This is a genomic window from Kitasatospora sp. NPDC053057 (genome assembly GCF_044546945.1).
Lineage (GTDB): Bacteria > Actinomycetota > Actinomycetes > Streptomycetales > Streptomycetaceae > Kitasatospora.
The window spans coordinates 120349-142067 of the sequence record NZ_JBITZP010000005.1 but is presented as its reverse complement, the minus strand read 5'-3'; the positions used below and the strand labels follow the sequence as shown (position 1 = coordinate 142067).

18 protein-coding genes are annotated in these 21719 nt (G+C 71.5%); 5 read left to right on the top strand and 13 right to left on the bottom strand.

The genetic code is table 11. The features are described 5' to 3' along the window. Positions 1-2: 2 nt before the first annotated feature. From ACIG5E_RS08465 to ACIG5E_RS08445, 5 genes are all read right to left on the bottom strand, one after another. Positions 3-632 carry a response regulator transcription factor gene (locus ACIG5E_RS08465; RefSeq protein WP_396532427.1) on the bottom strand — a complete coding sequence of 210 codons (630 nt, stop codon included), beginning with the start codon at positions 630-632 and terminating at the stop codon, positions 3-5. Positions 633-713: 81 nt separating this feature from the next. Next, positions 714-1970 (bottom strand): sensor histidine kinase, encoded by a 1257-nt coding sequence (locus ACIG5E_RS08460; protein ID WP_396532426.1) that lies wholly within the window; start codon positions 1968-1970, stop codon positions 714-716. A gap of 8 nt (positions 1971-1978) precedes the next feature. After that, positions 1979-2701: an ABC transporter permease gene (locus ACIG5E_RS08455; protein ID WP_396532425.1), complete on the bottom strand. Its 723-nt coding sequence runs from the start codon at positions 2699-2701 to the stop codon at positions 1979-1981. Continuing rightward, positions 2698-3660 carry an ABC transporter ATP-binding protein gene (locus tag ACIG5E_RS08450; RefSeq protein ID WP_396532424.1) on the bottom strand — a complete coding sequence of 321 codons (963 nt, stop codon included), beginning with the start codon at positions 3658-3660 and terminating at the stop codon, positions 2698-2700. Before ACIG5E_RS08450 ends, ACIG5E_RS08455 begins: the two co-directional genes overlap by 4 nt. Positions 3661-3840: 180 nt before the next feature. Next, on the bottom strand, positions 3841-5994 hold the full coding sequence (locus ACIG5E_RS08445; protein ID WP_396532423.1) for a prolyl oligopeptidase family serine peptidase: 2154 nt from the start codon (positions 5992-5994) through the stop codon (positions 3841-3843). Between the two features lie 313 nt (positions 5995-6307). Here ACIG5E_RS08445 and ACIG5E_RS08440 point away from each other — a divergent pair, with 313 nt between their 5' ends. From ACIG5E_RS08440 to ACIG5E_RS08420, 5 genes are all read left to right on the top strand, one after another. Then, entirely contained in the window at positions 6308-6502 is a 195-nt protein-coding gene (locus ACIG5E_RS08440; RefSeq protein ID WP_396532422.1) for a DUF2304 domain-containing protein, read from the top strand. 31 nt (positions 6503-6533) lie between these two features. After that, the gene (mshB, locus tag ACIG5E_RS08435; RefSeq protein ID WP_396532421.1) at positions 6534-7445 is read left to right on the top strand and encodes an N-acetyl-1-D-myo-inositol-2-amino-2-deoxy-alpha-D-glucopyranoside deacetylase; all 912 of its coding nucleotides are present in this window, start codon (positions 6534-6536) and stop codon (positions 7443-7445) included. Continuing rightward, positions 7442-7900, top strand: a complete 459-nt coding sequence (locus tag ACIG5E_RS08430) for a DUF6113 family protein (RefSeq protein ID WP_396532420.1) — start codon at positions 7442-7444, stop codon at positions 7898-7900. Before mshB ends, ACIG5E_RS08430 begins: the two co-directional genes overlap by 4 nt. 239 nt (positions 7901-8139) lie before the next feature. After that, on the top strand, positions 8140-10527 hold the full coding sequence (locus ACIG5E_RS08425; RefSeq protein WP_396532419.1) for a peptidoglycan binding domain-containing protein: 2388 nt from the start codon (positions 8140-8142) through the stop codon (positions 10525-10527). Between the two features lie 173 nt (positions 10528-10700). Beyond that, positions 10701-12425, top strand: a complete 1725-nt coding sequence (locus ACIG5E_RS08420) for an ABC transporter family substrate-binding protein (protein WP_396532418.1) — start codon at positions 10701-10703, stop codon at positions 12423-12425. A 15-nt stretch (positions 12426-12440) separates the two neighbouring features. Here ACIG5E_RS08420 and ACIG5E_RS08415 read toward each other — a convergent pair whose 3' ends face one another. The 8 genes from ACIG5E_RS08415 to ACIG5E_RS08380 all read right to left on the bottom strand — a co-directional run bounded on the left by ACIG5E_RS08415 (position 12441) and on the right by ACIG5E_RS08380 (position 21711). After that, on the bottom strand, positions 12441-13490 hold the full coding sequence (locus tag ACIG5E_RS08415; protein ID WP_396532417.1) for an ABC transporter ATP-binding protein: 1050 nt from the start codon (positions 13488-13490) through the stop codon (positions 12441-12443). Positions 13491-13648: 158 nt separating this feature from the next. Then, positions 13649-14752, bottom strand: coding sequence for an ABC transporter ATP-binding protein (locus ACIG5E_RS08410; protein WP_396532415.1), 1104 nt, complete (start codon positions 14750-14752; stop codon positions 13649-13651). Continuing rightward, positions 14742-15794 carry an ABC transporter ATP-binding protein gene (locus ACIG5E_RS08405; protein WP_396532414.1) on the bottom strand — a complete coding sequence of 351 codons (1053 nt, stop codon included), beginning with the start codon at positions 15792-15794 and terminating at the stop codon, positions 14742-14744. The genes ACIG5E_RS08410 and ACIG5E_RS08405 overlap by 11 nt, the downstream gene beginning before the upstream one ends. Before the next feature lie 16 nt (positions 15795-15810). Beyond that, positions 15811-16725 (bottom strand): ABC transporter permease, encoded by a 915-nt coding sequence (locus tag ACIG5E_RS08400; protein ID WP_396532525.1) that lies wholly within the window; start codon positions 16723-16725, stop codon positions 15811-15813. A gap of 76 nt (positions 16726-16801) precedes the next feature. Next, positions 16802-17728, bottom strand: a complete 927-nt coding sequence (locus ACIG5E_RS08395; RefSeq protein WP_396532413.1) for an ABC transporter permease — start codon at positions 17726-17728, stop codon at positions 16802-16804. A 98-nt stretch (positions 17729-17826) separates the two neighbouring features. After that, positions 17827-19449 carry an ABC transporter substrate-binding protein gene (locus tag ACIG5E_RS08390; RefSeq protein ID WP_396532412.1) on the bottom strand — a complete coding sequence of 541 codons (1623 nt, stop codon included), beginning with the start codon at positions 19447-19449 and terminating at the stop codon, positions 17827-17829. Between the two features lie 203 nt (positions 19450-19652). Continuing rightward, the gene (locus ACIG5E_RS08385; RefSeq protein WP_396532411.1) at positions 19653-20669 is read right to left on the bottom strand and encodes an ABC transporter ATP-binding protein; all 1017 of its coding nucleotides are present in this window, start codon (positions 20667-20669) and stop codon (positions 19653-19655) included. Beyond that, positions 20662-21711 carry an ABC transporter ATP-binding protein gene (locus tag ACIG5E_RS08380; protein WP_396532409.1) on the bottom strand — a complete coding sequence of 350 codons (1050 nt, stop codon included), beginning with the start codon at positions 21709-21711 and terminating at the stop codon, positions 20662-20664. The genes ACIG5E_RS08385 and ACIG5E_RS08380 overlap by 8 nt, the downstream gene beginning before the upstream one ends. Positions 21712-21719: the final 8 nt, after the last annotated feature.

The window sequence follows — 21719 nt, the reverse complement described above, 5'->3', positions numbered from 1 at the left end:
GGCTACAGCCAGCCCTTCTCGCGGGCGATCCGGACCGCCTCGGTGCGGTTGCGCGCCTCGGTCTTCTGGATCGCCATCGAGAGGTAGTTGCGGACCGTCCCCTCCGACAGGTGCAGCCGCTTGGCGATGTCCGCGTTCACCGCGCCGTCCGCGGCCGCGCCCAGCACGTCCCGCTCGCGCGCGGTCAGCGGATTGGCGCCCTCGGCCAGCGCGGCCGCCGCCAGCGCCGGATCGATCACCCGCTCCCCGCGCAGCACCCGGCGGATCGCCTCGGCCAGCTCGGAGGCGGGCGCGTCCTTCACCAGGAAGGCGTCCGCCCCGGACTCCATCGCCCGGCGCAGGTAGCCGGGACGCCCGAAGGTCGTCGCGATGACCACCCGCGTCCCGGGCGCCTGCCGGCGCAGCTCGGCGGCCGCCTCGATGCCCGTCATGCCCGGCATCTCGATGTCCAGCACGGCGACCTGCACCTCGTTCGCCAGCACCGCCGCCACCACCTCGTCCCCGCGACCCACCTGCGCGACGACGTCGATGTCCCCCTCCAGCCCGAGCAGCGCCGCCAGCGCCTCCCGGACCATCCCCTGGTCCTCGGCGAGCAGCACGCGGATCGAGGGGCTGTTCTCTGTGTTACCCATGGTCACGACCTTAGAGGGGAGCGTGCCTGACCCTCCGACAGGGGATGCCGACCGGCCCTCGCGAGCAATTCGGGTGGAGACCTAGGAGGCCTTGGACGGCTCGGACGGTGCCGACACCGTCCGCAGCGGCACCGAGGCCCGCAGGCGGAAGCCCTTGCCGCGCTCGCCGGGGCCGGTCTCCAGCCGTCCGCCGACCAGCGCGAGGCGCTCATCGAGCCCGGAGAGCCCGTTGCCCGGCTGGGACTTGCCCGGTCCGCGCCCGTTGTCGGTGATCTCCAGGACGGCGTAGCGCTCGCCGCTGGCCTCCCAGCTCTCGTCCGCCGTCACCGTGCAGACGGTGGCTCCCTCGCCGTGCCGGACGATGTTGGTGACGGCCTCGCGCAGCGCCCAGGCCAGCGCGCCGGCCTCCTCGTTGGCCAGCGACGGCCAGGCGTCCACCAGCTCCGGCGCGGCCTCCAGCCGGACCTGCGCGGCGGACAGGGCGGTCCGGGCGGCGGCGAGCTCGACCGGCAGGGTGGGACGACGGAAGCCGGTCACGGCCTCCCGCACGTCGGTCAGCGACTGCCGGGCGACCTGCTCGATGTCGGCGACCTGCGCCCGCGCCGCCTCGTCCTTGCCTGCGTCCATGAACCGCCCGGCCAGCTCGCTCTTCAGGGTGATCAGCGAGAGCGAGTGCCCGAGCAGGTCGTGCAGGTCGCGGGCAAGTCGCAGCCGCTCCTCGGAGGCGGCCAGGTGGGCCACGGCGGCCCGGGCCTCGCGCAGTTCCTTCATGGTGGCGACCAGCCGCTGGAGGCCGGTCATCGCGACGCCGGAGAGGAGGGCGCTGAGGGCGAAGGTGGTGATGTTGTCGCTCCCGGCGTGGATCATCAGACCGATCGCGGCGGTGAGCGCAGCCATGCCGACCAGCGCGCGCAGCGCGTAGTTCGGCGGCGTGATGATCGCGAGGCACACCGAGGCGTAGATGAACAGCGTCAGGAAGGCTTCGCCGAGGACGCAGGAGGCGGCGACCGCGAGCACGATCATCGTCACGACGATCACCTGGCAGGCCCGCGGCTTCATCCCCGCCTGCGAGCGGAAGATCACCAGCAGGACGTACACGGCGACGAACCCCACCAGGCAGCACCAGCCGAACGCCTGGCCGACCAGGCTGTGGTGCCCGTTCAGCAGGTTGCCCGCCGGGTAGGCCAGGTAGAGCATCCACAGCAGCATCCAGGCGACCTTGACCAGCATCTGCCGCCTGGTCTCCACCGGGGCGCCCGGCACGTTCATGAACGACACGCGCGCCACACCCGCCTCCGGCTGCTCGTCGGTACGGTGGGTCTGGCGCGCGTCACTCATGTGGATCATCATGCCTGGCGGGTGTCACGCCGGTACAGCGCGGCCGCCGCGACCACGAAGACCGCGAAGAAGGCGGCCAGCCCGGCGACCGCGACCAGGTCCAGCGAGTGCCCGGGCTGGGTGAAGGTGGCCAGCTTGTTGTACAGGAACACCGGGTTGAACCGGGCGAACTTCTCCAGCGAGCCGCTCACCGGGAACCAGGTGCCGCCGAGCAGCGCCATCGCCATGTAGGTGATCATCACGATCGGCTGCACCGCGTCCGGCGCCGCCGCGTAGCCCAGCGCCACCCCGAGCGCGGCGAAGACGAAGCTGCCCAGCCAGAGCGCGGCCGCCAGCCCGATCCACTGCGCGACGCTCAGCGAGACGCCCTGGGTGGCACCGACCACGAAGACCACCAGGATCGCCGGCAGCGTGGTCACCGCGGTCGCCGCGATCTTGCCGACGGTGTACGCCCGGCCCGGCAGCGCGGTCAGCCGCAGCTGGCGCGTCCAGCCGCTCTTGCGTTCCAGCGAGATCCGCTGGGCGCTGCCGGAGAGCACCGCGCCGACCGCGCCGAAGGTGGCCATCGAGACCATGAAGTAGGTCTTCACGGGCAGGCCGCCGGCCTGGTTGCCGGAGCCGTAGGCGTTGATGAAGAAGACGTACATCAGCGCCGGGTAGACGACGGTGAAGAACAGGTAGCGCCGGTTGCGCAGGGTCCGCAGGATCTCCAGCTTGATCAGGGTGGTCATCGCGCGCTCTCCTCTGCCAGGTCCTGGTTGTCCAGCTCGCCCGTGATGGTCAGGAAGGCCTGCTCCAGGCCGACCCCGGTGACCTCCAGGCCGCGCGGGTACAGGCCCGCCCGGTAGATCCCGGCCACGCCCGCGTCGGCGTCCGTGGTCCGGATCCGCACCGTCCGCACCCCCGGGACGCGGGCGGTGACGTCCAGCGACTGCACGCCCGGCAGGGCGCGCAGCACGGCCTCGTCGAAGCGGGCGGCGTCCACGGCGAAGTCGACGTCGTGGAGTTCGAAGGCGATCCGGCGGGCCCCGGCCCGCGCCTTGATCTCCGCGGAGCTGCCGTCGGCGATCAGCCGGCCCCGGTGCAGCACCAGGACGCGGTCGGCGATCGAGTCGGCCTCCTCCAGGTAGTGGGTGGCGAACAGGACCGTGCGACCGGCGTCGGCCTGCGCGCGCATGCTCGCCCAGAACGCCTGCCGGACGCTGACGTCCATGCCGGTGGTGGGCTCGTCCAGCACGATCAGGTCGCTGTCACCGGCGATCGCCAGGGCGAAGCGCACCCGCTGCTCCTGGCCGCCGGACAGCTTGTCCACCCGGCGTTCGGCGATCTCGGTGATCCCGGCGTCGGTCAGCACCCCCGTGACCGACCGACCGCGCGGGTGCACCTTGCAGGCGAGTTCGACCAGCTCGCGGACCTTGACGTCGGTCATCAGCCCGCCGCTCTGCAGCATCGCGCCGACCCTCCCGTCCGCGATCGCCGCCCGTGGGGTGCCGCCGAACAGCGTGACGCTGCCCTGGTCGGGCTCGCGCAGGCCGAGCAGCAGGTCCAGGCTGGTGGACTTCCCGGCGCCGTTCGGGCCGAGCAGGGCGACGGTCTCGCCCGGCCGCAGCACCAGGTCCAGCCCGTCCACGGCGCGCACCCGCCCGTAGCTCTTGCCAACGCTGCGGAAGGCGGCCACCTCGGTAACCATCGCCCGGCTCCTCTCGCCTGTTGGTGTCGCGTGCGGTCCTGTCCGCACCACCTCAGAGTCCCGCGGGGGCGGGGGCCGGCGGCAGTGCCGGCCGTCGTGCCTTCGGTATGACGGATGTCATGCCGGCGGCCGGTACCCCATCAGGGGTACCGGCCGCGAAAGAGGCTGGTCAGGAGGGATCTACACCCCCAGCGAGCGCTTCACGAAGTCGACCTGGAGCAGCAGCAGGTTCTCCGCGACCTCCTCCTGCGGGGTCATGTGGGTGACGCCGGACAGCGGGAGCACGGTGTGCGGGCGCCCGGCGGCCAGCAGGGCCGAGGAGAGCCGCAGGGTGTGGGCGGCCACCACGTTGTCGTCCGCGAGGCCGTGGATGATCATCAGCGGGCGCTCCAGCCCGGCCGCGTACCCGGTCAGCGAGTTGGTCTCGTACACCTCGGGCCGCTCGGCCGGGTGGCCCAGGTAGCGCTCGGTGTAGTGGGTGTCGTACAGCTCCCAGTCGGTCACCGGCGCCCCGGCCACCGCCGCGTGGAACACGTCGGGGCGGCGCAGCACGGCGAGCGCGGAGAGGTAGCCGCCGTACGACCAGCCGCGGATGGCGACCCGGTCGAGGTCCAGCGGGAACTCCCCGGCGAGCGCCCGCAGCGCCTCCACCTGGTCGTCCAGGGTGGCCCCGGCGAAGTCGAAGGCGATGGACTTCTCCCAGGCCGGCCCGCGCCCGGGGGTGCCGCGACCGTCGGCGACGACCACCGCGAAGCCCTGGTCGGCGAACCACTGCGAGTTGAGGTGCGGGTTGTGCGCCTGGACGACGCGCTGGCCGTGCGGGCCACCGTACGGGTCCATCAGGACGGGCAGCAGGCCGTCGCGCTCGCGGTCGTAGCCGGTGGGCAGGAAGACGGCGGCGGGGATGCGGCGCTCGCCGGCGAAGCGAAAGACCGGCCGGGCGGTGATGACCGGGGTCTCGGCGTACGACGCGATGGTGGCGACGTCGTCGACCACCACGCCCTCCGGCAGGTCGCGGGCGACCTGCACCAGGGTGCCGGGCAGGTCGGGCTCGGCGGTGGCCCGGACGGTGATGCCGCCGGCGTGCACCACGCTGGTGACGGAGGTGAACGGGCGGCCGTTGGCGCACTCCCAGGCCAGCTGCTTGCCGTCGTGGCTGATCCGGCCGACGGCGATCCAGCCGGGCTCGGGGTCGGTCTCCCCGGCGCCGCCGGAGGCGCTGAAGAACACCTCCCGCTCGGTGACCGCGACGACCGAGCGGACGTGCAGGTCGGCTCCGGTGACGGCCTGGTCGCCGACCACCAGCGCCCGCACTCCTCCCTCGTCGGAGATCCGCACCAGCTTGCCGTCCGGGGTCCAGGCCGGCACGCCCGGGAAGGCCTCCAGCCAGGCCTCGTCGCGCTCCTCGAACAGCACCTCGGTGCCGCCGTTGGTCACGTCCAGGCCGAGCACCTGCTGGGCGCGCTGGTCGCGGGACTGGACCAGCAGCAGCGGCACGCCGCCCTTGGACCAGTGCACCCGGGCCAGGTACGGGAAGGCCTCGTGGTCCCAGGACACCTCGGTGCGCCCGCCGTGCAGGTCGAGCACCCAGAGGCCGACCTCGGCGTTGGCGGTGCCGGCCGCCGGGTAGGCAACCTCGGCGGGCTCGCGGTCCGGGTTGGCCGGGTCGGCGATCCACCAGCGGCGCACCGGGCTGTCGTCGGCGCGCTCGACCAGCAGCCGCTCGCCGTCCGGGGACCACCAGAAGCCGCGGTCGCGGTCGATCTCCTCCTGGGCGATGAACTCGGCCTGCCCCCAGGTGACGTTGGGGGCGTCCGGCTCGGCGAGCGCCCGGTCGCCGGTGCCGTCGGTGCGGGTGAGCCGCAGTTCGCCGGTGGTGTTGGCGTAGGCGACGTGGGCGCCGTCCGGGGAGAGCCGCGGGTCCAGCAGCGGGCCCTGGGCGGGCAGTTCGTGGGTGACGCCGGCGATCAGGTCGGCGGTGAACAGCCGGCCGGACAGCGCGAAGGCGGCCAGCCCGCCCTCCGCGTCCAGGGCGTAGCCGACGATGCCGGCCGAGCCCTCCCGGCTGCGCTCGCGGCGGGCCTTCTCGGCGGGCGAGAGGTCCTCCTCGCCGCCGCCGAGCAGGACGGCCGGGTCGGCGGCGATCCGCTCCTCGCCGGTCGCGGTGTCGAGGGTCCAGAGCAGGTTGGCCCGGTCGCTGCCGGAGCGTGAGCGGAGGAAGACGACCCGCGAGCCGTCCGGTGCGACGGAGAAGGAGCGGGGGGCGCCGACGGTGTAGCGCAGGGTCCGCGCGTACTGCCGGGGGAAGGTGTCCGCAGGGGTGTGGAGGGTCATGGCACCAGACCCTATGACGGCTGACTCCGACTGCCTGGTGACTGACGATCACTCGTTCGGAGCATCGCCCCCAGGTACGCCCTAAAGGGACCTAAACCCCCTCCGACCGGCCCATGCGCCCCTCTGGCGCCCCGGTGCCCCGGCGCGCGCGGACTCACTGAATGTAACACTCCCCTTACTCATCGGGTATGACTGGTCGGGCGAGTGATCGTCGGGCCCCGTCCCGGGCCCCCGGTCACCCGGCCCCGATTCCCGTACGGTCCCATCGCCGCCCTCCCCAGGGGTCGGCGCCCGAGAAGGGGTATGAGCCGACATGGCCATGAACATCTCCGCAGTCGTGCTGACGCTGACGATCGTGGTGGTGCTGGTCCGCCGCTCCGACCTGAAGCCGGCGCACGCCATCGTCTGCGCGCTGCTCGGCTTCTACCTGGCCTCCAGCTCGATCGCCCCGTCGATCAGCCAGGTCACCACCAACCTCGCCGGGATGATCAACGGCCTGAAGCTCTGACCCCTGCGGGCCGGTGGTTAGGCTTCTTCCCATGACCCCGACTACCGGCCGCCGCCTCCTCCTGGTGCACGCCCATCCCGACGACGAGTCGATCGGCAACGGCGCCACCATGGCCCGGTACGCCGCGGAGGGCGCCCGGGTGACGCTGGTGACCTGCACCCTCGGCGAGGGCGGCGAGGTGATCCCGCCGGAGCTGGCCCACCTGACGGCCGATCGGGACGACACCCTCGGCGCGCACCGGATCGGCGAGCTGACCGAGGCCATGCGCGCCCTCGGGGTCACCGACTTCCGCTTCCTCGGCGGGCCGGGGCGCTACCGCGACTCCGGGATGATGGGCGTGCCCGACAACGACGTCCCCGGCTGCTTCTGGCGGGCCGACGTGGACGAGGCGGCGGACCACCTGGTCGCGGTGGTCCGCGAGGTGCGGCCGCAGGTGCTGGTCACGTACGACGACAACGGCGGCTACGGGCACCCGGACCACATCCAGGCGCACCGGGTCGCGATGCGCGCGTACGAGCTGGCCGCCGATCCGGCGCACCGCCCGGAGCTGGGCGCCCCCTGGCGGATCGCCAAGGTGTACTGGAACCGGATGCCGCGCTCGGTGCTCGATGCCGGGCTCGCCGCGACCGCCGCCGAGGCGGCCTTCCCGGGCACCGCCCAACCCGCCGACGTGCCCGGGGTGGTGGCCGACGAGGTGGTCACCACCGTGCTGGACGGCACCGCGCACGCCGGGCGCAAGGCCGCCGCGATGGCCGCGCACGCCACCCAGATCACCGTGGACGGCTCCTCCTTCGCGCTCTCCAACCACCTCGGCCAGCCGCTGTTCGCCACCGAGTACTACCAACTGGTGCACGGCCAGGCCGGACCGGAGCAGCCGGAACGGGACCTGTTCGCGGGCCTCGGCACCACCGACCCGACTCCCAGCGAGGGGAACGCCCGATGACCGCGCCCGCCGCCAAGCCGAAGCGCCGTTCGATCGCGGTGGCCGCCCTCGGCACCCGCGAGCAGCGGCTGGCCGAGCCCCAACCCCCGCGCGTCGCCCGGATCGCGGCGTATGTCCTGTTCTTCCTGCTGGGCATCGTGGTGTCCGTCTGCGGATCCTTTGTGCAGGCCCTGTGGCCGCCCGTGGGAGTTCTGCTGGCGCTCGCCGCCACCGCCGCGACCTTCTACGCGGGCCTGCGGGTCACCGGCACACGGCTGGGCGCCGCGATGCCCGCGGCCGGCTGGTTCCTGGCGATGCTGCTGATGATGGTGCCCCGGCCCGAGGGCGACAACGTACTGTGGTCCAACGCCACCTCGCTGGCCTGGCTGTTCGTCGGCTCGATCCTGGGCGTGATCTGCGCCACCCTGCCCACCCGCACCAGCTGGTTCCCCGGGGTACCCAACCCCCCTCGCTGACCCCGGTGGGCAGCCGCGTACGGTAGCGCACACAACGCGCAGTCAGGACCACTCCGCCGTACTCTCATACCGGAGGAACCGGACGTATCAGGATCTGTCCGAAGCCGTTCACCGCTCAGTTCTTCCCAGTATGGTGGTCCCGCAGTACGTCGCACCCGACCGCCGTTTGCCCCAGGCCCGGCGACCACGAACCGCGGTCGCGCCGCACGGCCCGCCCGCGAACCCGGAGCAGAGCAGCATTGAGCAGCCGCGAATCTGACAACGCCAACCCGACGCCCCGGCGCACGGGTCCGGACGCCTACCCGTCGGGCACGCCGCCCTACGGCACCCCGGGCCTCCCCGGTGGCGACCGGGCCGCGGCCGGCACCGACGCCGGGTCGGGCGGCGAGGACGACGGTCCGAAGACCGAGACCACCCTGACCACCCGGGTCCGGATCAACATCCCCGGCTCGCGCCCGATCCCGCCGGTCGTCGTCCGCAGCACCGTCAAGAACGAGACCGCCAGGAACGACGAGGGCCCGGCCGAGCAGCCGCCCGCCGCCGAGCCCGGCGGCCCCCGGCACCGCTCCGCGCCCGCCTCGCCCGTCCTCGGCGTGATGGAGAGCGGCCGCTCGGCCACCCCGCCGGACCTGCCCCCGGAGTGGCAGATCCCGCCGGCCACCTCGGAGTCCGAGTCCACCGGCGCCTGGTTCCGGCCGCGGCAGAAGAAGGCCCCGGCCGCGGAGCCCGCCCCGGCCGCGGTGCCGGCCGGCGCCCCGAGCGCACCGGAGGACCCGGCCGCGCCCGGCAGCGCCGCCGAGGCCCGTCCGCAGACAGCCCCGAACGGCGCCCGCCCGGCCCCCGCCGCCGGCGCGGCCCGTCCGAACGGCCGTCCGGTGCCCGCTCAGGGCAAGGCGCCCAACCCGGGCGCCCCCGCCTCGCCGTACGGCGCCGGGACCCCGGGCGAGGAGCCCGGGGTGTACGAGGTCTTCGACCCGTTCGCACCGGTCTCCGACCCGTTCGCACCGGCCGCCGACCCGTTCGCCTCGGCCGGCCCCGACGCCGGTGCCCGCGGCCCGCGCGGCAACCGTCCGCAGCGGCAGGCGCCGCAGCAGGGCGCGCCCCGGGCGAACGGTGCCCGCCCGAACGGCCCGCAGCAGGGCGGCCTGCCGCAGGCCGACCGGCTGACCGGGCCGAGCCCGGAGGACACCTCGGTGGACGGCTTCGCGCCGATCCGCGAGAACACCCCGCCGCCGGCCGCCATACCCGGCCTGCCCCGGAACGGCGCCCAGCGCGGCGCCGACGACCGTCCGCAGCCGGGCCTGTTCGCCTCGGCCCCGACCGGTGCCGACCCGTTCGCCACCCAGCGCCCGGCCGCCCCCGGCCAGGACCCCTTCGCCACTCCGGCGGCCCCCGGCGGGCTCTTCCCGGGCGCGCCCCAGCCCGCCCCGCGGCCCGCCGCCGGCGGCCCCCGGCAGGCCGGCCGCGACCCCGAGGTCACCGAGGTCACCCCGCTGCCGATGCCGGCCCCGGGATCCGGTTCCCAGGCCGCTCCCGGCGTGCCGGGTGCCCCGGGCACTCCGGGCATCCCCGGTGGTCCCGCCGCCCAGCCCGTCCCCGGATCCGCCCCCGGGCCCGGTCCGGCCCCCGCGAAGGCCAAGGCCGAGCCGGCCGCCCCCGCCAAGGCCAAGCGCGGCGGCGCGAAGAAGCTCGTCAAGCTCGGCGTCTACGCCTTCGGCGGTGTGCTCTTCCTCGGCGCCGCCGCGTACGGCACCGGCCTGATGCTCAACCAGTCCGACGTCCCCAAGGGCACCGTGGTGCTCGGCACGGACATCGGCGGCAACAGCCGTGACCAGGCGATCCACGCGCTGGACGCGTCGGTCGGCAAGGCCGGGCAGCAGCCGCTGAAGCTGAAGATCGGCGACCAGACGGTCGACCTCGACCCGACGGTCGCCGGGCTGACCTTCGACACCACGGCCACCGTGGACGGCCTCGCCGCGCACGACTACAACCCGGTCGACGTGATCAAGTCGATCCAGGGCGGCACCAAGGCCGTCGCCCCGGAGGTCCGTGTCGACCGCGCCAAGCTCAAGGCGGCGCTGGACTCGCTGGCGGCCGGCTCGGGCCAGGGCCTCCAGGAGGGCTACGTCAAGTTCGCCGACAACGGCGACCCGGTCGTCGTCCCCGGCAAGGCCGGCCAGGCCGTGGACTCCAACGCCGCCCTGGACGTCGTCGAGCAGGCCTACCGCGACCGCGCCGCCGGCAAGCCCGACCAGCCGATCGCGCTCGCCGTCACGGCCGCCCAGCCCAAGGTCTCCACCCAGGCCCTGCAGGCCGCCGCGGACAGCCTCGGCAAGCAGGTGACCAGCGGGAAGATCCACATCGTGGCCGGCGCCAAGTCCTGGGACTTCGGCCCGAAGACCGCCGCCAAGGCGCTCACGCTGGCCCCGGACGTCTCCGGCAAGATCGCGCCCAAGTGGGACCTCGACGTGCTGAGCTCCCAGCTGAACGGCCTGTTCGACAAGGTGAAGGTCAAGAAGAACGGCCAGACCGCCGCGATCACCCCGCAGGACGTCGCGGACGCCGTCACCTCGCTGTTCGACAAGACCGGTGACAAGGATCGCACCTACAAGTTCACCGTCGCCTGACCGCTCTCCTGACCGCGCCTCCCGACCGCGTCGTCTGACGAACCGGGCACGAACGAGGGGCGGGACCCCCGCATCGAACGGATGCGACGGTCCCGCCCCTCGACAACTCCCCCTCTCGGTCAGCAAGATGTGACGCCACACCATCCGTCACAGTCACCCCGGGAGCCACGCCGATGGGCCGCCGCCGCCTCCAGCACCACCGGACGGCGCTGCTCGCCGGTCTCACCGTCCTGACGCTCTCCCTCGCGCTCTGCTCCTGCTCCTCCGGGCAGGACGGCGCCGCCGCGGACGCGCTGCCGAGCGCCGCCGCCGGGGTGCCCAAGCTGACCTCGGTCGACATCAACGCCCACGACCGCGGCCAGCTGCGCCAGGGCGGCACCCTGAACCTGGCGATCGCCCAGTTCTCCCACCAGTGGTCGCCGATCCACACCGACGGCACCGAGTCCTCGACCGTCGCGGTCAGCAAGCCGCTGCTGCCGACCTTCTTCCGCTCGGACGCGGCCGGCACCCAGACCGTCAACCCGGCCTACCTCCAGGAGGCCCACGCCGAGGTCAGGGACGGCCACCAGGTGGTCACCTGGACGCTCAACCCGAAGGCCCACTGGTCCGACGGCACCCCGATCACCTGGCGCGACATCGAGGCCAACTGGCGCGCCCTGAACGGCAAGGACCCGGCCTACCGGCCCTCCAGCACCTCCGGTTTCGAGCAGGTCACCTCGGTCGAGCGGGGCAAGGACGACTTCCAGGCCGTGATGACCTTCGACCGGCCGTTCTCCGAGTGGCAGTCGATGTTCAACGGCGCCGCCAACGCCCCGCTGCTGCCCGCGAGCAAGGTCTCCACCCCGGAACTGTTCAACTCCGCCTACCTGGACGCGATCCCGCTCACCGCCGGCCCGTTCAAGGTCGAGCGGCTGGACCCGGCCGCGCAGACCGTCACCCTGGTCGCCGACCCGACCTGGTGGGGCGACAAGCCGATGCTGGACCGGATCGTCTTCCACGCGATGCTGCCCGACGCGATGGGCGCCGCCTTCGCCAAGGGCCAGATCGACCTCTTCAACAACGGACCGGACCTGGCCGGCTACCAGGTCATCAAGAACACCAAGGGCGCGGCCGTCCGCCGGGCCGGTGGACCGGACTTCCGGCAGCTCACCCTGAACGCCCGCAGCCCACTGCTCGCCGACGCGACCGTCCGCCAGGCCGTGTTCCAGGCGATCAACCGGGACACCCTGATCCGCGCCGACCTCAACGGCCTGGACTGGCCCGCCGTCCCGCTCAACAACCACCTGCTGGTCGCCAACCAGAACGGCTACCGCGACAACTCCCTCGGCCTGTCCCGCTTCGACCCGGCCGAGGCCGCCCGCAAGCTGGACTCGGCCGGCTGGAAGCTCGACGGCGACGTGCGGAAGAAGGACGATCACGAGCTGAACCTGCGGATGGTCGTCCCGGCCGGGGTCACCGTGGCCCAGGGCGAGACGGCGTCCGTGACCAAGATGCTCAAGGACGTCGGCATCAAGGTCACCCCGGTGACCGCCGCCCCCAACGAGTTCTTCGACAAGTACGTCAACCGCAACGACTTCGACATCGCCGTCTACGCCCTGCTCGGCACCCCCTTCCCGGCCAGCGGCAGCCGCGCCACCTACGCCCAGAACAGCACCACCAACCGCGCCGGCGCGGGCAGCGCGGCCGTGGACGCCGCACTCGACCGGGCGGGCGCCGCGACCGACGCCAACACCGCCTCCGAGGCGATCAACCAGGCCGACGGCGAACTCTGGAAGGTGGCCGGCGTGCTGCCGCTCTACCAGCGCCCCCAGCTGTACGGCGCGCGCGCCGACCTCGCCAACATCGGCGCCCAGGGCCTGTCCGACATCGTCTGGGAGAACGTCGGCTTCACCAAGTAGGTCCGGCGACGGGCGCTAGCCGTGCAGGGTCTCCCGCCAGTAGTGGCAGGCGCTGCGGCGGCCCGGCAGCTCGGCCCCGTCCTCGTCCGCCACCGGCACCAGCGGCGGGAGGTCGGTCAGGCAGACGTCCTGCACCCGGTCGCAGCGGGGGTTGAAGGCGCAGCCCTGGGGGATGCGCAGCAGGCTGGGCGGCAGGCCCTTGATGGCGTGGAGGTTCTGGCCCTTCTGGTCCAGCCGCGGGATGGAGTCCAGCAGACCGCGGGTGTACGGGTGGGCCGGGCGCGCGTACAGCTCGTGCACCGGCGCGGTCTCGACGATCCGGCCCGCGTACATCACCGCGATCTTGTCGGCGACGTCGGCGACCACGCCCAGGTCGTGGGTGATCAGGATCAGGCCCATGTTGAACTCGGCCTGGAGCTCCGCCAGCAGGTCCATCACCTGGGCCTGGACGGTCACGTCCAGCGCCGTGGTGGGCTCGTCGGCGATGATCAGGTCCGGCTCCAGGGCCAGCGCCATGGCGATCATGATGCGCTGGCGCATGCCGCCGGAGAACTGGTGCGGGAAGTCGCCGACGCGCTGCTTGGCCGCCGGGATGCGCACCCGGTCCATCAGCTCGACGGCCTTCGCCCGGGCCTCGGTGCGGGAGAGCCCCTGGTGCACCCGGAACATCTCGCCGAGCTGGTAGCCCACGCTGAGCACCGGGTTGAGGGCGGACAGCGCGTCCTGGAAGATCATCGCGATCTTCCGGCCCCGGACCGTCCGCCGGAGCTTGGAGCTCATGGTCAGCAGGTCCTCGCCCCGGAACAGGATCCGCCCGGCGGTGATCTTCCCGGGCGGCATGTCCAGGATGCCCATGACCGCCTGCGCGGTCACCGACTTGCCGGAGCCGGACTCGCCCAGCACCGCCAGCGTCTCCCCCGCGGCCACCGAGTAGCTCACCCCGTTGACGGCCTTGGCGACGCCGTCCTGGGTGTGGAACTCGATGTGCAGGTCGTCGACTTCCAGCAGCGGGGTCCCGGGCACCAGGTTCTCCCGACCGCCGCCGGTCACCTCCACCGTGTCCATCCGGACAGCCCTCCTCAGCGCAGCGGCGAGCATCGATAGGCGCAGTGCAACTATCAAGCAACGACGTGCACTTGGGGAGCCTGCGGGAGATCTCGGTTCCATCACGGCGAAGGGCGCGCCCTCGCTGCGAGGACGCGCCCTGGATGCGGCACCGGCCGCTACGACCGACTGCTGACGCCCTGCCCGTTCTCCCGCTCGGCCGCGAAGTGGCACGCCGAATCGTGGAACGCCTCCCCGCTCAGCCAGCGCGGCGAGGCCAGCAGCGGCACCTCCACCACGCACCGCTCCTGCGCCTTCCAGCACCGGGTGCGGAAGCGGCACCCCGAGGGCGGGTTGGCCGGCGAGGGCACGTCCCCGGTGAGCACGATCCGGTCCCGGGACTCGCGCGCCGTCGGGTCCGGCACCGGCACGGCGGACAGCAGCGCCTGGGTGTACGGGTGGGTCGCGTGGTCGTAGATCTTCGTGTCGCTGCCGATCTCGACCACCTTCCCCAGGTACATCACCCCCACCCGGTCGGAGATGTGCCGGACGATGGAGAGGTCGTGGGCGATGAACATGTACGACAGGTTGAACTCGCCCTGCAGTTGCTCCAGCAGGTTGATCACCTGCGCCTGCACCGACACGTCCAGCGCCGAGACCGGCTCGTCGCAGATGATGATCTCCGGCTTGAGCGCCAACCCCCGTGCGATGCCGATGCGTTGGCGCTGACCGCCGGAGAACTGGTGCGGGTACCGGTTGATGTACTCCGGGTTGAGCCCGACCACGTCCAGCAGGTCCTGGACAGCCTTGCGGCGGTCGCCCCTGGGCGCCACCTCGGGGTGGATCTCGAACGGCTCCCCGATGATGTCGCCGACCGTCATGCGCGGATTCAGCGAGGTGTACGGGTCCTGGAACACCATCTGGATATTGCGCCGGACGGCCTTCAGCGCGGCCCCGGACAGCCGGGAGATCTCCTCCCCCTTGTACCGGACGGACCCTCCGGTGGCCGGTTCCAGGTTCATCAGCACCTTGGCCAGCGTGGATTTGCCGCAGCCGGACTCGCCGACGATGCCGAGCGTCTCGCCCTGCATCAGGTCGAAGCTGACCCCGTCCACCGCCTTGACCGCGCCGACCTGCTTCTTGAACAGGATGCCCTGGGTCAGCGGGAAGTGCTTGACCAGGTCCCGGACCTCCAGGATCGGCTCACCGCGCGGCACCTCCTGGTCGAAGGCGACCTCCTCCGGTACCGCCGCGCCCGTCGCGCTGGCCCCGTCAGCGGTCATGGAGGGTCTCCTTCCAGAAGAAGCAGGCGCTGCCGCGCCCCTCCAGCGGCGTGCCGTCGTCCTCGGCGACCGGGAACAGCTCCGGCACCTCGGCCCGGCAGATGTCCTGCGCCCGGGGGCAGCGCGGGTTGAACGCGCAGCCCTTGGGGATCCGCAGCAGGTTGGGCGGCAGGCCCTTGATGGCGTAGAGCTCCTGGCCCTTCTGGTCCAGCCGCGGGATGGAGTCCAGCAGACCGCGGGTGTACGGGTGGGCCGGGCGCGCGTACAGCTCGTGCACCGGCGCGGTCTCGACGATCCGGCCCGCGTACATCACCGCGATCTTGTCCGCGACGTCGGCGACCACGCCCAGGTCGTGGGTGATCAGGATGAGCCCCATGTTGAACTCGGCCTGGAGCTCCGCCAGCAGGTCCATCACCTGGGCCTGGACGGTCACGTCCAGCGCGGTGGTGGGCTCGTCGGCGATGATCAGGTCCGGCTCCAGGGCCAGCGCCATGGCGATCATGATGCGCTGGCGCATGCCGCCGGAGAACTGGTGCGGGAAGTCGTTCACCCGCTCCTTGGCAGCGGGGATGCGCACCCGGTCCATCAGGTCCACGGCCCGCTGCTTGGCCTCCGCCCGGGAGGTGCCCTGGTGGGCGCGGAACATCTCGCCGAGCTGGAAGCCGACGCTGAGCACTGGGTTGAGGGCGGACAGGGCGTCCTGGAAGATCATCGCGATCTTCCGGCCTCGGATCTTCCGCCGCTCGTCCTTGCCCATCTTCAGCATGTCCCGGCCGCGGAAGCGGATCTCCCCGCGCGGGATCCGGGCCGGCGGCATGTCCAGGATGCCCATGATCGCCTGCGCGGTCACCGACTTGCCGGAGCCGGACTCGCCCAGCACCGCCAGGGTCTCGCCCGCCCGGACGCTGTAGTTGACCCCGTTGACGGCCCGGGCGACGCCGTCCCGGGTGACGAACTCGACGTGCAGGTCCCGTACGTCGAGCAGCGGCCCCTGGTACGGCGCCTCCACCTCGCGCTTGGTGCTGTCCACAGCGGTACTCACGATGCGCTCCCCTCGCTCAGCGAAGCTTCGGGTCGAGGGCGTCGCGCACCGCGTCGCCCAGCATGATGAAGGCCAGCACGGTGACGGAGAGCGCCGCGGCCGGGAAGAACAGCACGTACGGCGCCGTCCGGATCACCTTCTGGGCGGAGGAGATGTCGATGCCCCAGGAGATGGTCGGGTCCTGCAGGCCGATGCCAAGGAAGCTCAGCGTCGCCTCGGTGGCGATGTAGCCGCCGAGGGCGATGGTGGCGACGACGATCACCGGGGCGACCGCGTTCGGCAGGATGTGCCGGAACATCAGCCGCCCCGTCCCGGCGCCGAGCGCCCGTCCGGCCATCACGTAGTCAGCCTGCTTGACGGTCAGCACCGCGCCGCGCATGACCCGGGCGATCTGGGTCCAGCCGAGCACGCCCAGCGCGATGACCACGCTCCACACCGTGCGGGTGCTGAAGGCGTTCAGCAGCACCAGGGCGCCGAGCAGCAGCGGGATGCCGAAGAAGATGTCGATGATCCGGGAGATCACCGCGTCCACGCCGCCGCCGAAGTACCCGGCGACCATGCCGGTCATCCCGCCGAGCACGGTGACCGCGGCGGTCACGAAGATGCCGACGGTGATCGACGCGCGGGCGCCGTAGACGACCCGGGCGAAGATGGAGCGGCCCTGGGCGTCGTAGCCGAACCAGCCGGCCCCGAACACGTCGCCCCAGCTCGGCCGGCGCAGGTAGTCGTTCACCAGGTCGGCCTTGCGCGGGTCGGCGTCGGTGAAGGCGTACGGGAAGATCGCCATCACCACCAGCAGCAGGATCAGCACCGCCGAGAGCAGGAAGATCGGCCGCCGGCGCAGGTCCCGCCAGGCGTCGCCCCAGAGGCTGCGGGCCTCCTCCCGCTTCTCCACGTCGCGTTCGACCAACGTCTCCTGCTCGACCGCCATGCCCTGCTCGCCGGCGTAGTCCAGGCGCGAGACGCCGGGCTTGGGGTGCGGTTCGTACGAGTCCTCGTCGTGGATGTCAGGCATAGCGGATCCTCGGGTCCAGGACCGCGTAGAGCAGGTCGACGAGCAGGCTGGCGACCAGGTAGACGATCACCAGGACGGTCACGATGCCGACCACGGTCGGGCCTTCCTTCGTGTTGATCGCCCGGTACAGGACGTTGCCGATGCCCTGCACGTTGAAGATGCCCTCGGTGACGATCGCGCCGCCCATCAGCGCGCCGAGGTCGGTGCCGAGGAAGGTGACCACCGGGATCAGCGAGTTGCGCAGCAGGTGCCGCAGGACGACGGTGCGCCGGGGCAGACCCTTGGCGACGGCCGTGCGCATGTAGTCGGCCCGCAGGTTCTCGCCGATCGAGGTGCGGGTCAGCCGGGCCACGTACGCGAGCGAGAGCGATCCCAGCACCACTGCGGGAAGGACGAGTTGGGAGAGGTCGTAGCTGTCCTGCACGGTCGGGGTGACCCAGCCGAGATTGGTGGCGAAGACGGTCTGCGCGATGTACGCCAGCACGAAGACCGGGATCGAGATCACCATCAGGGTCAGTACGAGCACCAGGGTGTCCTGGAGGCTGCCGCGCCGCAGTCCGGAGAGCATGCCGAGGGCGAGGCCGAGGATCATCTCGAACACGAAGGCCAGCAGTGCGAGCCGGATGGTGACCGGGAAGGCGCCGGCCATGATGTCCGAGACCGGCCGGCCGGTGAAGCTGGTGCCGAAGTCGCCCTGGAACAGGTTCCCCATGTAGTGCAGGTACTGCTTCCAGAGCGGCTGGTCCAGGAAGTACTTGTGCTTGATGCTGGCCACCACCGCCGGGTCGGCCGCCTTCTCGCCGAACAGCGCCGTCACCGGGTCGCCCGGCAGCGTGTAGACCATCACGAAGATCAGCAGCGTGGTACCGAAGAACACCGGGATCATCTGCAGCACCCGCCGCAGCACGTAACTGCCCATCCGAGCCTCCTTCCAGGGCGTGACCGACCGGGCCGGTCGGCCGAGCGGACCGGGCCCCGCCCTCCGTGCGGGGAGGGCGGGGTCGGCGTGGGGGCGGATCAGCCCTTGACCTCGACCTGGGTCCAGGCCGGGTTGCCGAAGGAGTCGAACTTCACGTTCTGCACCTTGGTCGAGTAGCCCGAGTTGGTGCGGTAGTACCAGAGCGGGATGGCCGGCATGCCGCTCGGCAGCACCGCCTCGGCCTGCTGGTAGCCGGTCACCGTGTCGGCGACGCTGGCGGCCTCGTCGGCCTTGGTGGCCGCGTCGTCGAACTGCGGGTTGCTGTAGCCGAAGTCGTTGGAGGCCGCGCCGGTGCGGTACACGTCGGACAGAAAGTTGGCGTTCAGCGGGTAGTCCTGCACCCAGCCGGTGCGGAAGGCGCCGTTGAGCTGGTGCGTGGTGATCGCCGCGCGGGCGGTCTTGAAGTCGGGCTTCGGGTCGCCCAGGCAGTCGACGCCGGTGTTCTGCCGGATCGAGTTGCAGACCGCGTCGACCCACTCCTTGTGGCCGCCGTCCGCGTTGTAGGTGATCAGCAGCTTGTTACCGGGGACGCCGCCGCCGTCCTGGATCAGCTGCTTGGCCTTGCCCGGGTCGAACTTGCAGAAGTCGCCGCAGGCGCCGTCCTTGTAGCCCTCGACGCCCTCGGCGACCCAGGCGGTGGCCGGCTTGCGGGAGCCCTGCAGCACGGTCTTGGTGATGATGTCGCGGTCGATCGCCATCGACAGGCCCTGGCGCACCTTGGCCTTGTCCGGCGAGGACCAGTCGCCCTGGTAGAGCGTGAAGCCGATGTTCTGGATCGCGCCCTGCGGGGCGTCGATCGCCCGGTCGCCGAGGTCGTTCTTGTACGTCGCGAGCGCGGACGGCGGCACCTGGTCCATCACGTCCAGGTTGCTGGACTGCAGGTCCGCGTAGGCGGCCTCGGAGGTGGTGTACATCTTGAAGACGATGCCGCCGTTCTTCGGCTTGTCCACGCCCTGGTAGTCCGGGAAGGACTTGGTGACCACCTCGGTGTTGTGCGACCAGCTGACGAACTGGTACGGGCCGTTGCCCACCGGCTTCTGCCCGTACCCGGCCGGGTCCTTGAAGAAGCCGTCCGGCAGCGGCGAGAAGGCGATGTAGCCGAGCTTGTACTCGAAGTACGAGACCTTGTGGCTCAGCTTGACGGTGAAGTGCAGGTCGTCGGTGACGGTCAGCCCGGACATCTTGTCCGTGGTGGGCTTCCCAGTGGTCGGGTGGACGTCCTGGTAGCCCTCGATGTCGGAGAACCAGGAGCTGTTGATCTGGCCGTTGGCCGGGTTGGCGCCCCAGTTCCAGGCGTCCACGAAGTTCTTGGCGTGCACCGGGGTGCCGTCGTGGAACTTCCAGCCGTTCTTCAGCGTGATGTTGAAGGTCTGCGAGTCGCTGGTGTCGATCTTGTCCGCGACCTGCATCCGGATCTTGGCGGTGCCAGGGTCGTAGTCCACCAGCCCCTTGAAGAGGTTCTGGATGATGCGACCGCCGCCGACCTCGTTCGCGTTGGCGGGCTGCAGCGGGTTCTGCGGCTCACTGCTCTGGTAGCTGAAGGTCTTGCTGGCGTCCGACGAGCTACTGCCGCCTCCTCCGCCGCTGCTGCACCCGGTGGCCACCAGGACCACGGACGTCGCAGCGGCGAGGACCAGGCGAGCACGGGCGGCTACGGGCATGGAGGTCCCTCCTCAGGGTGTGTGTCGCATCACACCCCATGAGAAGCGTGCCCCGGCGACGGCGCGAGTCGGGTGCACCCGGACGGGTGCCGTAACCCGCCGCCGAGTTGACGCGGCGCCGGACGCCAGAACGCCAGAACGCCAGAACGCCGGAAGGGCCCGGGGCGGAATGCCACGGGCCCTTCCGGGTGCGTACGGGGACGTCAGGCCGCAGCCGACTCCCGGACCTCGGCGAAGTGGCAGGCCGACTCGTGCGCGGCCGGGCCCTCCAGCGTGGTCGGGATCGCCAGCAGCGGGATCTCCTCCGCGCAGCGGTCCTCCGCCTTCCAGCAGCGGGTGCGGAAGCGGCAGCCGGACGGCGGGTTGGCCGGCGAGGGGATGTCCCCGCTGAGGATGATCCGCTCGCGGGACTCGCGCGCCGTCGGGTCCGGCACCGGCACGGCGGACAGCAGCGCCTGGGTGTACGGGTGGGTGGCGTTCTCGTAGATCTGCTCGTCGGAGCCGATCTCAACCATCTTGCCCAGGTACATCACGCCGACGCGGTCGGAGATGTGCCGGACGATGGAGAGGTCGTGCGCGATGAACATGTACGACAGGCCGAACTCGCCCTGCAGCTGCTCCAGCAGGTTGATCACCTGCGCCTGGACGGACACGTCCAGCGCCGAGACCGGCTCGTCGCAGATGATGATCTCGGGCTTGAGCGCGAGACCGCGGGCGATGCCGATGCGCTGGCGCTGACCGCCGGAGAACTGGTGCGGGTACCGGTTGATGTACTCCGGGTTCAGACCCACGACGTCCAGCAGGTCCTGGACGGCCTTGCGGCGGTCGCCCTTGGGCGCCACCTCGGGGTGGATCTCGAAGGGCTCCCCGATGATGTCGCCGACCGTCATGCGCGGGTTCAGCGAGGTGTACGGGTCCTGGAACACCATCTGGATGTTGCGGCGGACGGCCTTGAGGGCCGCACCCGACAGCTGGGAGATGTCCTCGCCCTTGAACAGCACCTGGCCGGAGGTGGCCCGCTCCAGGTTCATCAGCACCTTGGCCAGCGTGGACTTGCCACAGCCGGACTCGCCGACGATGCCGAGCGTCTCGCCCTTCTTCAGGTCGAAGCTGATGCCGTCGACGGCCTTGACCGCGCCGACGTGCTTCTTGAACAGGACGCCCTGGGTCAGCGGGTAGTGCTTGACCAGGTCCTTGACCTCCAGGATGTTCTCAGCCACGGAGGGTCTCCTTCCAGAGGTGGCACGCGCTGCGGCGGCCGGTGAGCTCCGTGCCGTCCTCGTCGGTCACGTGGTGCAGTGCCGGGATCTCCGTACGGCAGAGGTCCGTGGCGACGTCGCAGCGGGGGTTGAACGCGCAGCCGGCCGGAACCTTCAGCAGGTTCGGGGGCAGGCCCTTGATCGCGTACAGCTCCTGGCCCTTCTGGTCCAGGCGCGGGATCGAGCGGAGCAGGCCCTTGGTGTACGGGTGCGCGGGGTTCGCGTACAGCTCGTGCACCGGGGCGGTCTCGACGATCCGGCCCGCGTACATCACGGCGATCTTGTCCGCGACGTCGGCGACCACGCCGAGGTCGTGGGTGATCAGGATCAGGCCCATGTTGTACTCGGCCTGGAGCTCCGCCAGCAGGTCCATCACCTGGGCCTGGACGGTCACGTCCAGCGCGGTGGTGGGCTCGTCGGCGATGATCAGGTCGGGCTGCAGCGACAGCGCCATGGCGATCATGATGCGCTGGCGCATGCCGCCGGAGAACTGGTGCGGGTAGTCGTTCACCCGCTCCTTGGCGGCCGGGATGCGCACCCGGTCCATCAGCTCGATGGCCTTGGCCTTGGCCTCGGCCTTGGAGGCACCCTGGTGCACCCGGAACATCTCGCCGAGCTGGTAGCCCACGCTGAGAACGGGGTTGAGCGCCGAGAGCGCGTCCTGGAAGATCATCGCGATCTTCCGGCCGCGGATCTTGCGCCGCTCCTCGTTGCTCATCTTGAGCATGTCCTGGCCGCGGTACAGGATCTGGCCCTGGGTCACCTTGCCCGGGGGCATGTCCAGGATGCCCATGATGGTCTGCGCCGTCACGGACTTGCCGGAGCCGGACTCGCCGAGCACGGCGAGGGTCTCGCCGGCCGCGACGGAGTAGTTGACGCCGTTCACGGCCTTGGCGATCCCGTCCCGGGTGTGGAACTCCACGTGGAGGTCCTTGACCTCCAGGAGCGGGGTTCCGACTTCGAGACGGTCGCTCTTCTGGCTGTTCTCGATCACGGTGGTCATCGGGTCGT

Coding starts and splice junctions, on each gene's coding strand:
- ACIG5E_RS08395 (WP_396532413.1), bottom strand. CDS start 17,728: ATGGGCAGTTACGTGCTGCGGCGGGTGCTGCAGATGATCCCGGTGTTC.
- ACIG5E_RS08410 (WP_396532415.1), bottom strand. CDS start 14,752: ATGACCGCTGACGGGGCCAGCGCGACGGGCGCGGCGGTACCGGAGGAG.
- ACIG5E_RS08460 (WP_396532426.1), bottom strand. CDS start 1,970: ATGAGTGACGCGCGCCAGACCCACCGTACCGACGAGCAGCCGGAGGCG.
- ACIG5E_RS08415 (WP_396532417.1), bottom strand. CDS start 13,490: ATGGACACGGTGGAGGTGACCGGCGGCGGTCGGGAGAACCTGGTGCCC.
- ACIG5E_RS08440 (WP_396532422.1), top strand. CDS start 6,308: ATGGCCATGAACATCTCCGCAGTCGTGCTGACGCTGACGATCGTGGTG.
- ACIG5E_RS08450 (WP_396532424.1), bottom strand. CDS start 3,660: ATGGTTACCGAGGTGGCCGCCTTCCGCAGCGTTGGCAAGAGCTACGGG.
- mshB (WP_396532421.1), top strand. CDS start 6,534: ATGACCCCGACTACCGGCCGCCGCCTCCTCCTGGTGCACGCCCATCCC.
- ACIG5E_RS08430 (WP_396532420.1), top strand. CDS start 7,442: ATGACCGCGCCCGCCGCCAAGCCGAAGCGCCGTTCGATCGCGGTGGCC.
- ACIG5E_RS08380 (WP_396532409.1), bottom strand. CDS start 21,711: ATGACCACCGTGATCGAGAACAGCCAGAAGAGCGACCGTCTCGAAGTC.
- ACIG5E_RS08390 (WP_396532412.1), bottom strand. CDS start 19,449: ATGCCCGTAGCCGCCCGTGCTCGCCTGGTCCTCGCCGCTGCGACGTCC.
- ACIG5E_RS08455 (WP_396532425.1), bottom strand. CDS start 2,701: ATGACCACCCTGATCAAGCTGGAGATCCTGCGGACCCTGCGCAACCGG.
- ACIG5E_RS08420 (WP_396532418.1), top strand. CDS start 10,701: ATGGGCCGCCGCCGCCTCCAGCACCACCGGACGGCGCTGCTCGCCGGT.
- ACIG5E_RS08400 (WP_396532525.1), bottom strand. CDS start 16,725: ATGGCGGTCGAGCAGGAGACGTTGGTCGAACGCGACGTGGAGAAGCGG.
- ACIG5E_RS08465 (WP_396532427.1), bottom strand. CDS start 632: ATGGGTAACACAGAGAACAGCCCCTCGATCCGCGTGCTGCTCGCCGAG.
- ACIG5E_RS08445 (WP_396532423.1), bottom strand. CDS start 5,994: ATGACCCTCCACACCCCTGCGGACACCTTCCCCCGGCAGTACGCGCGG.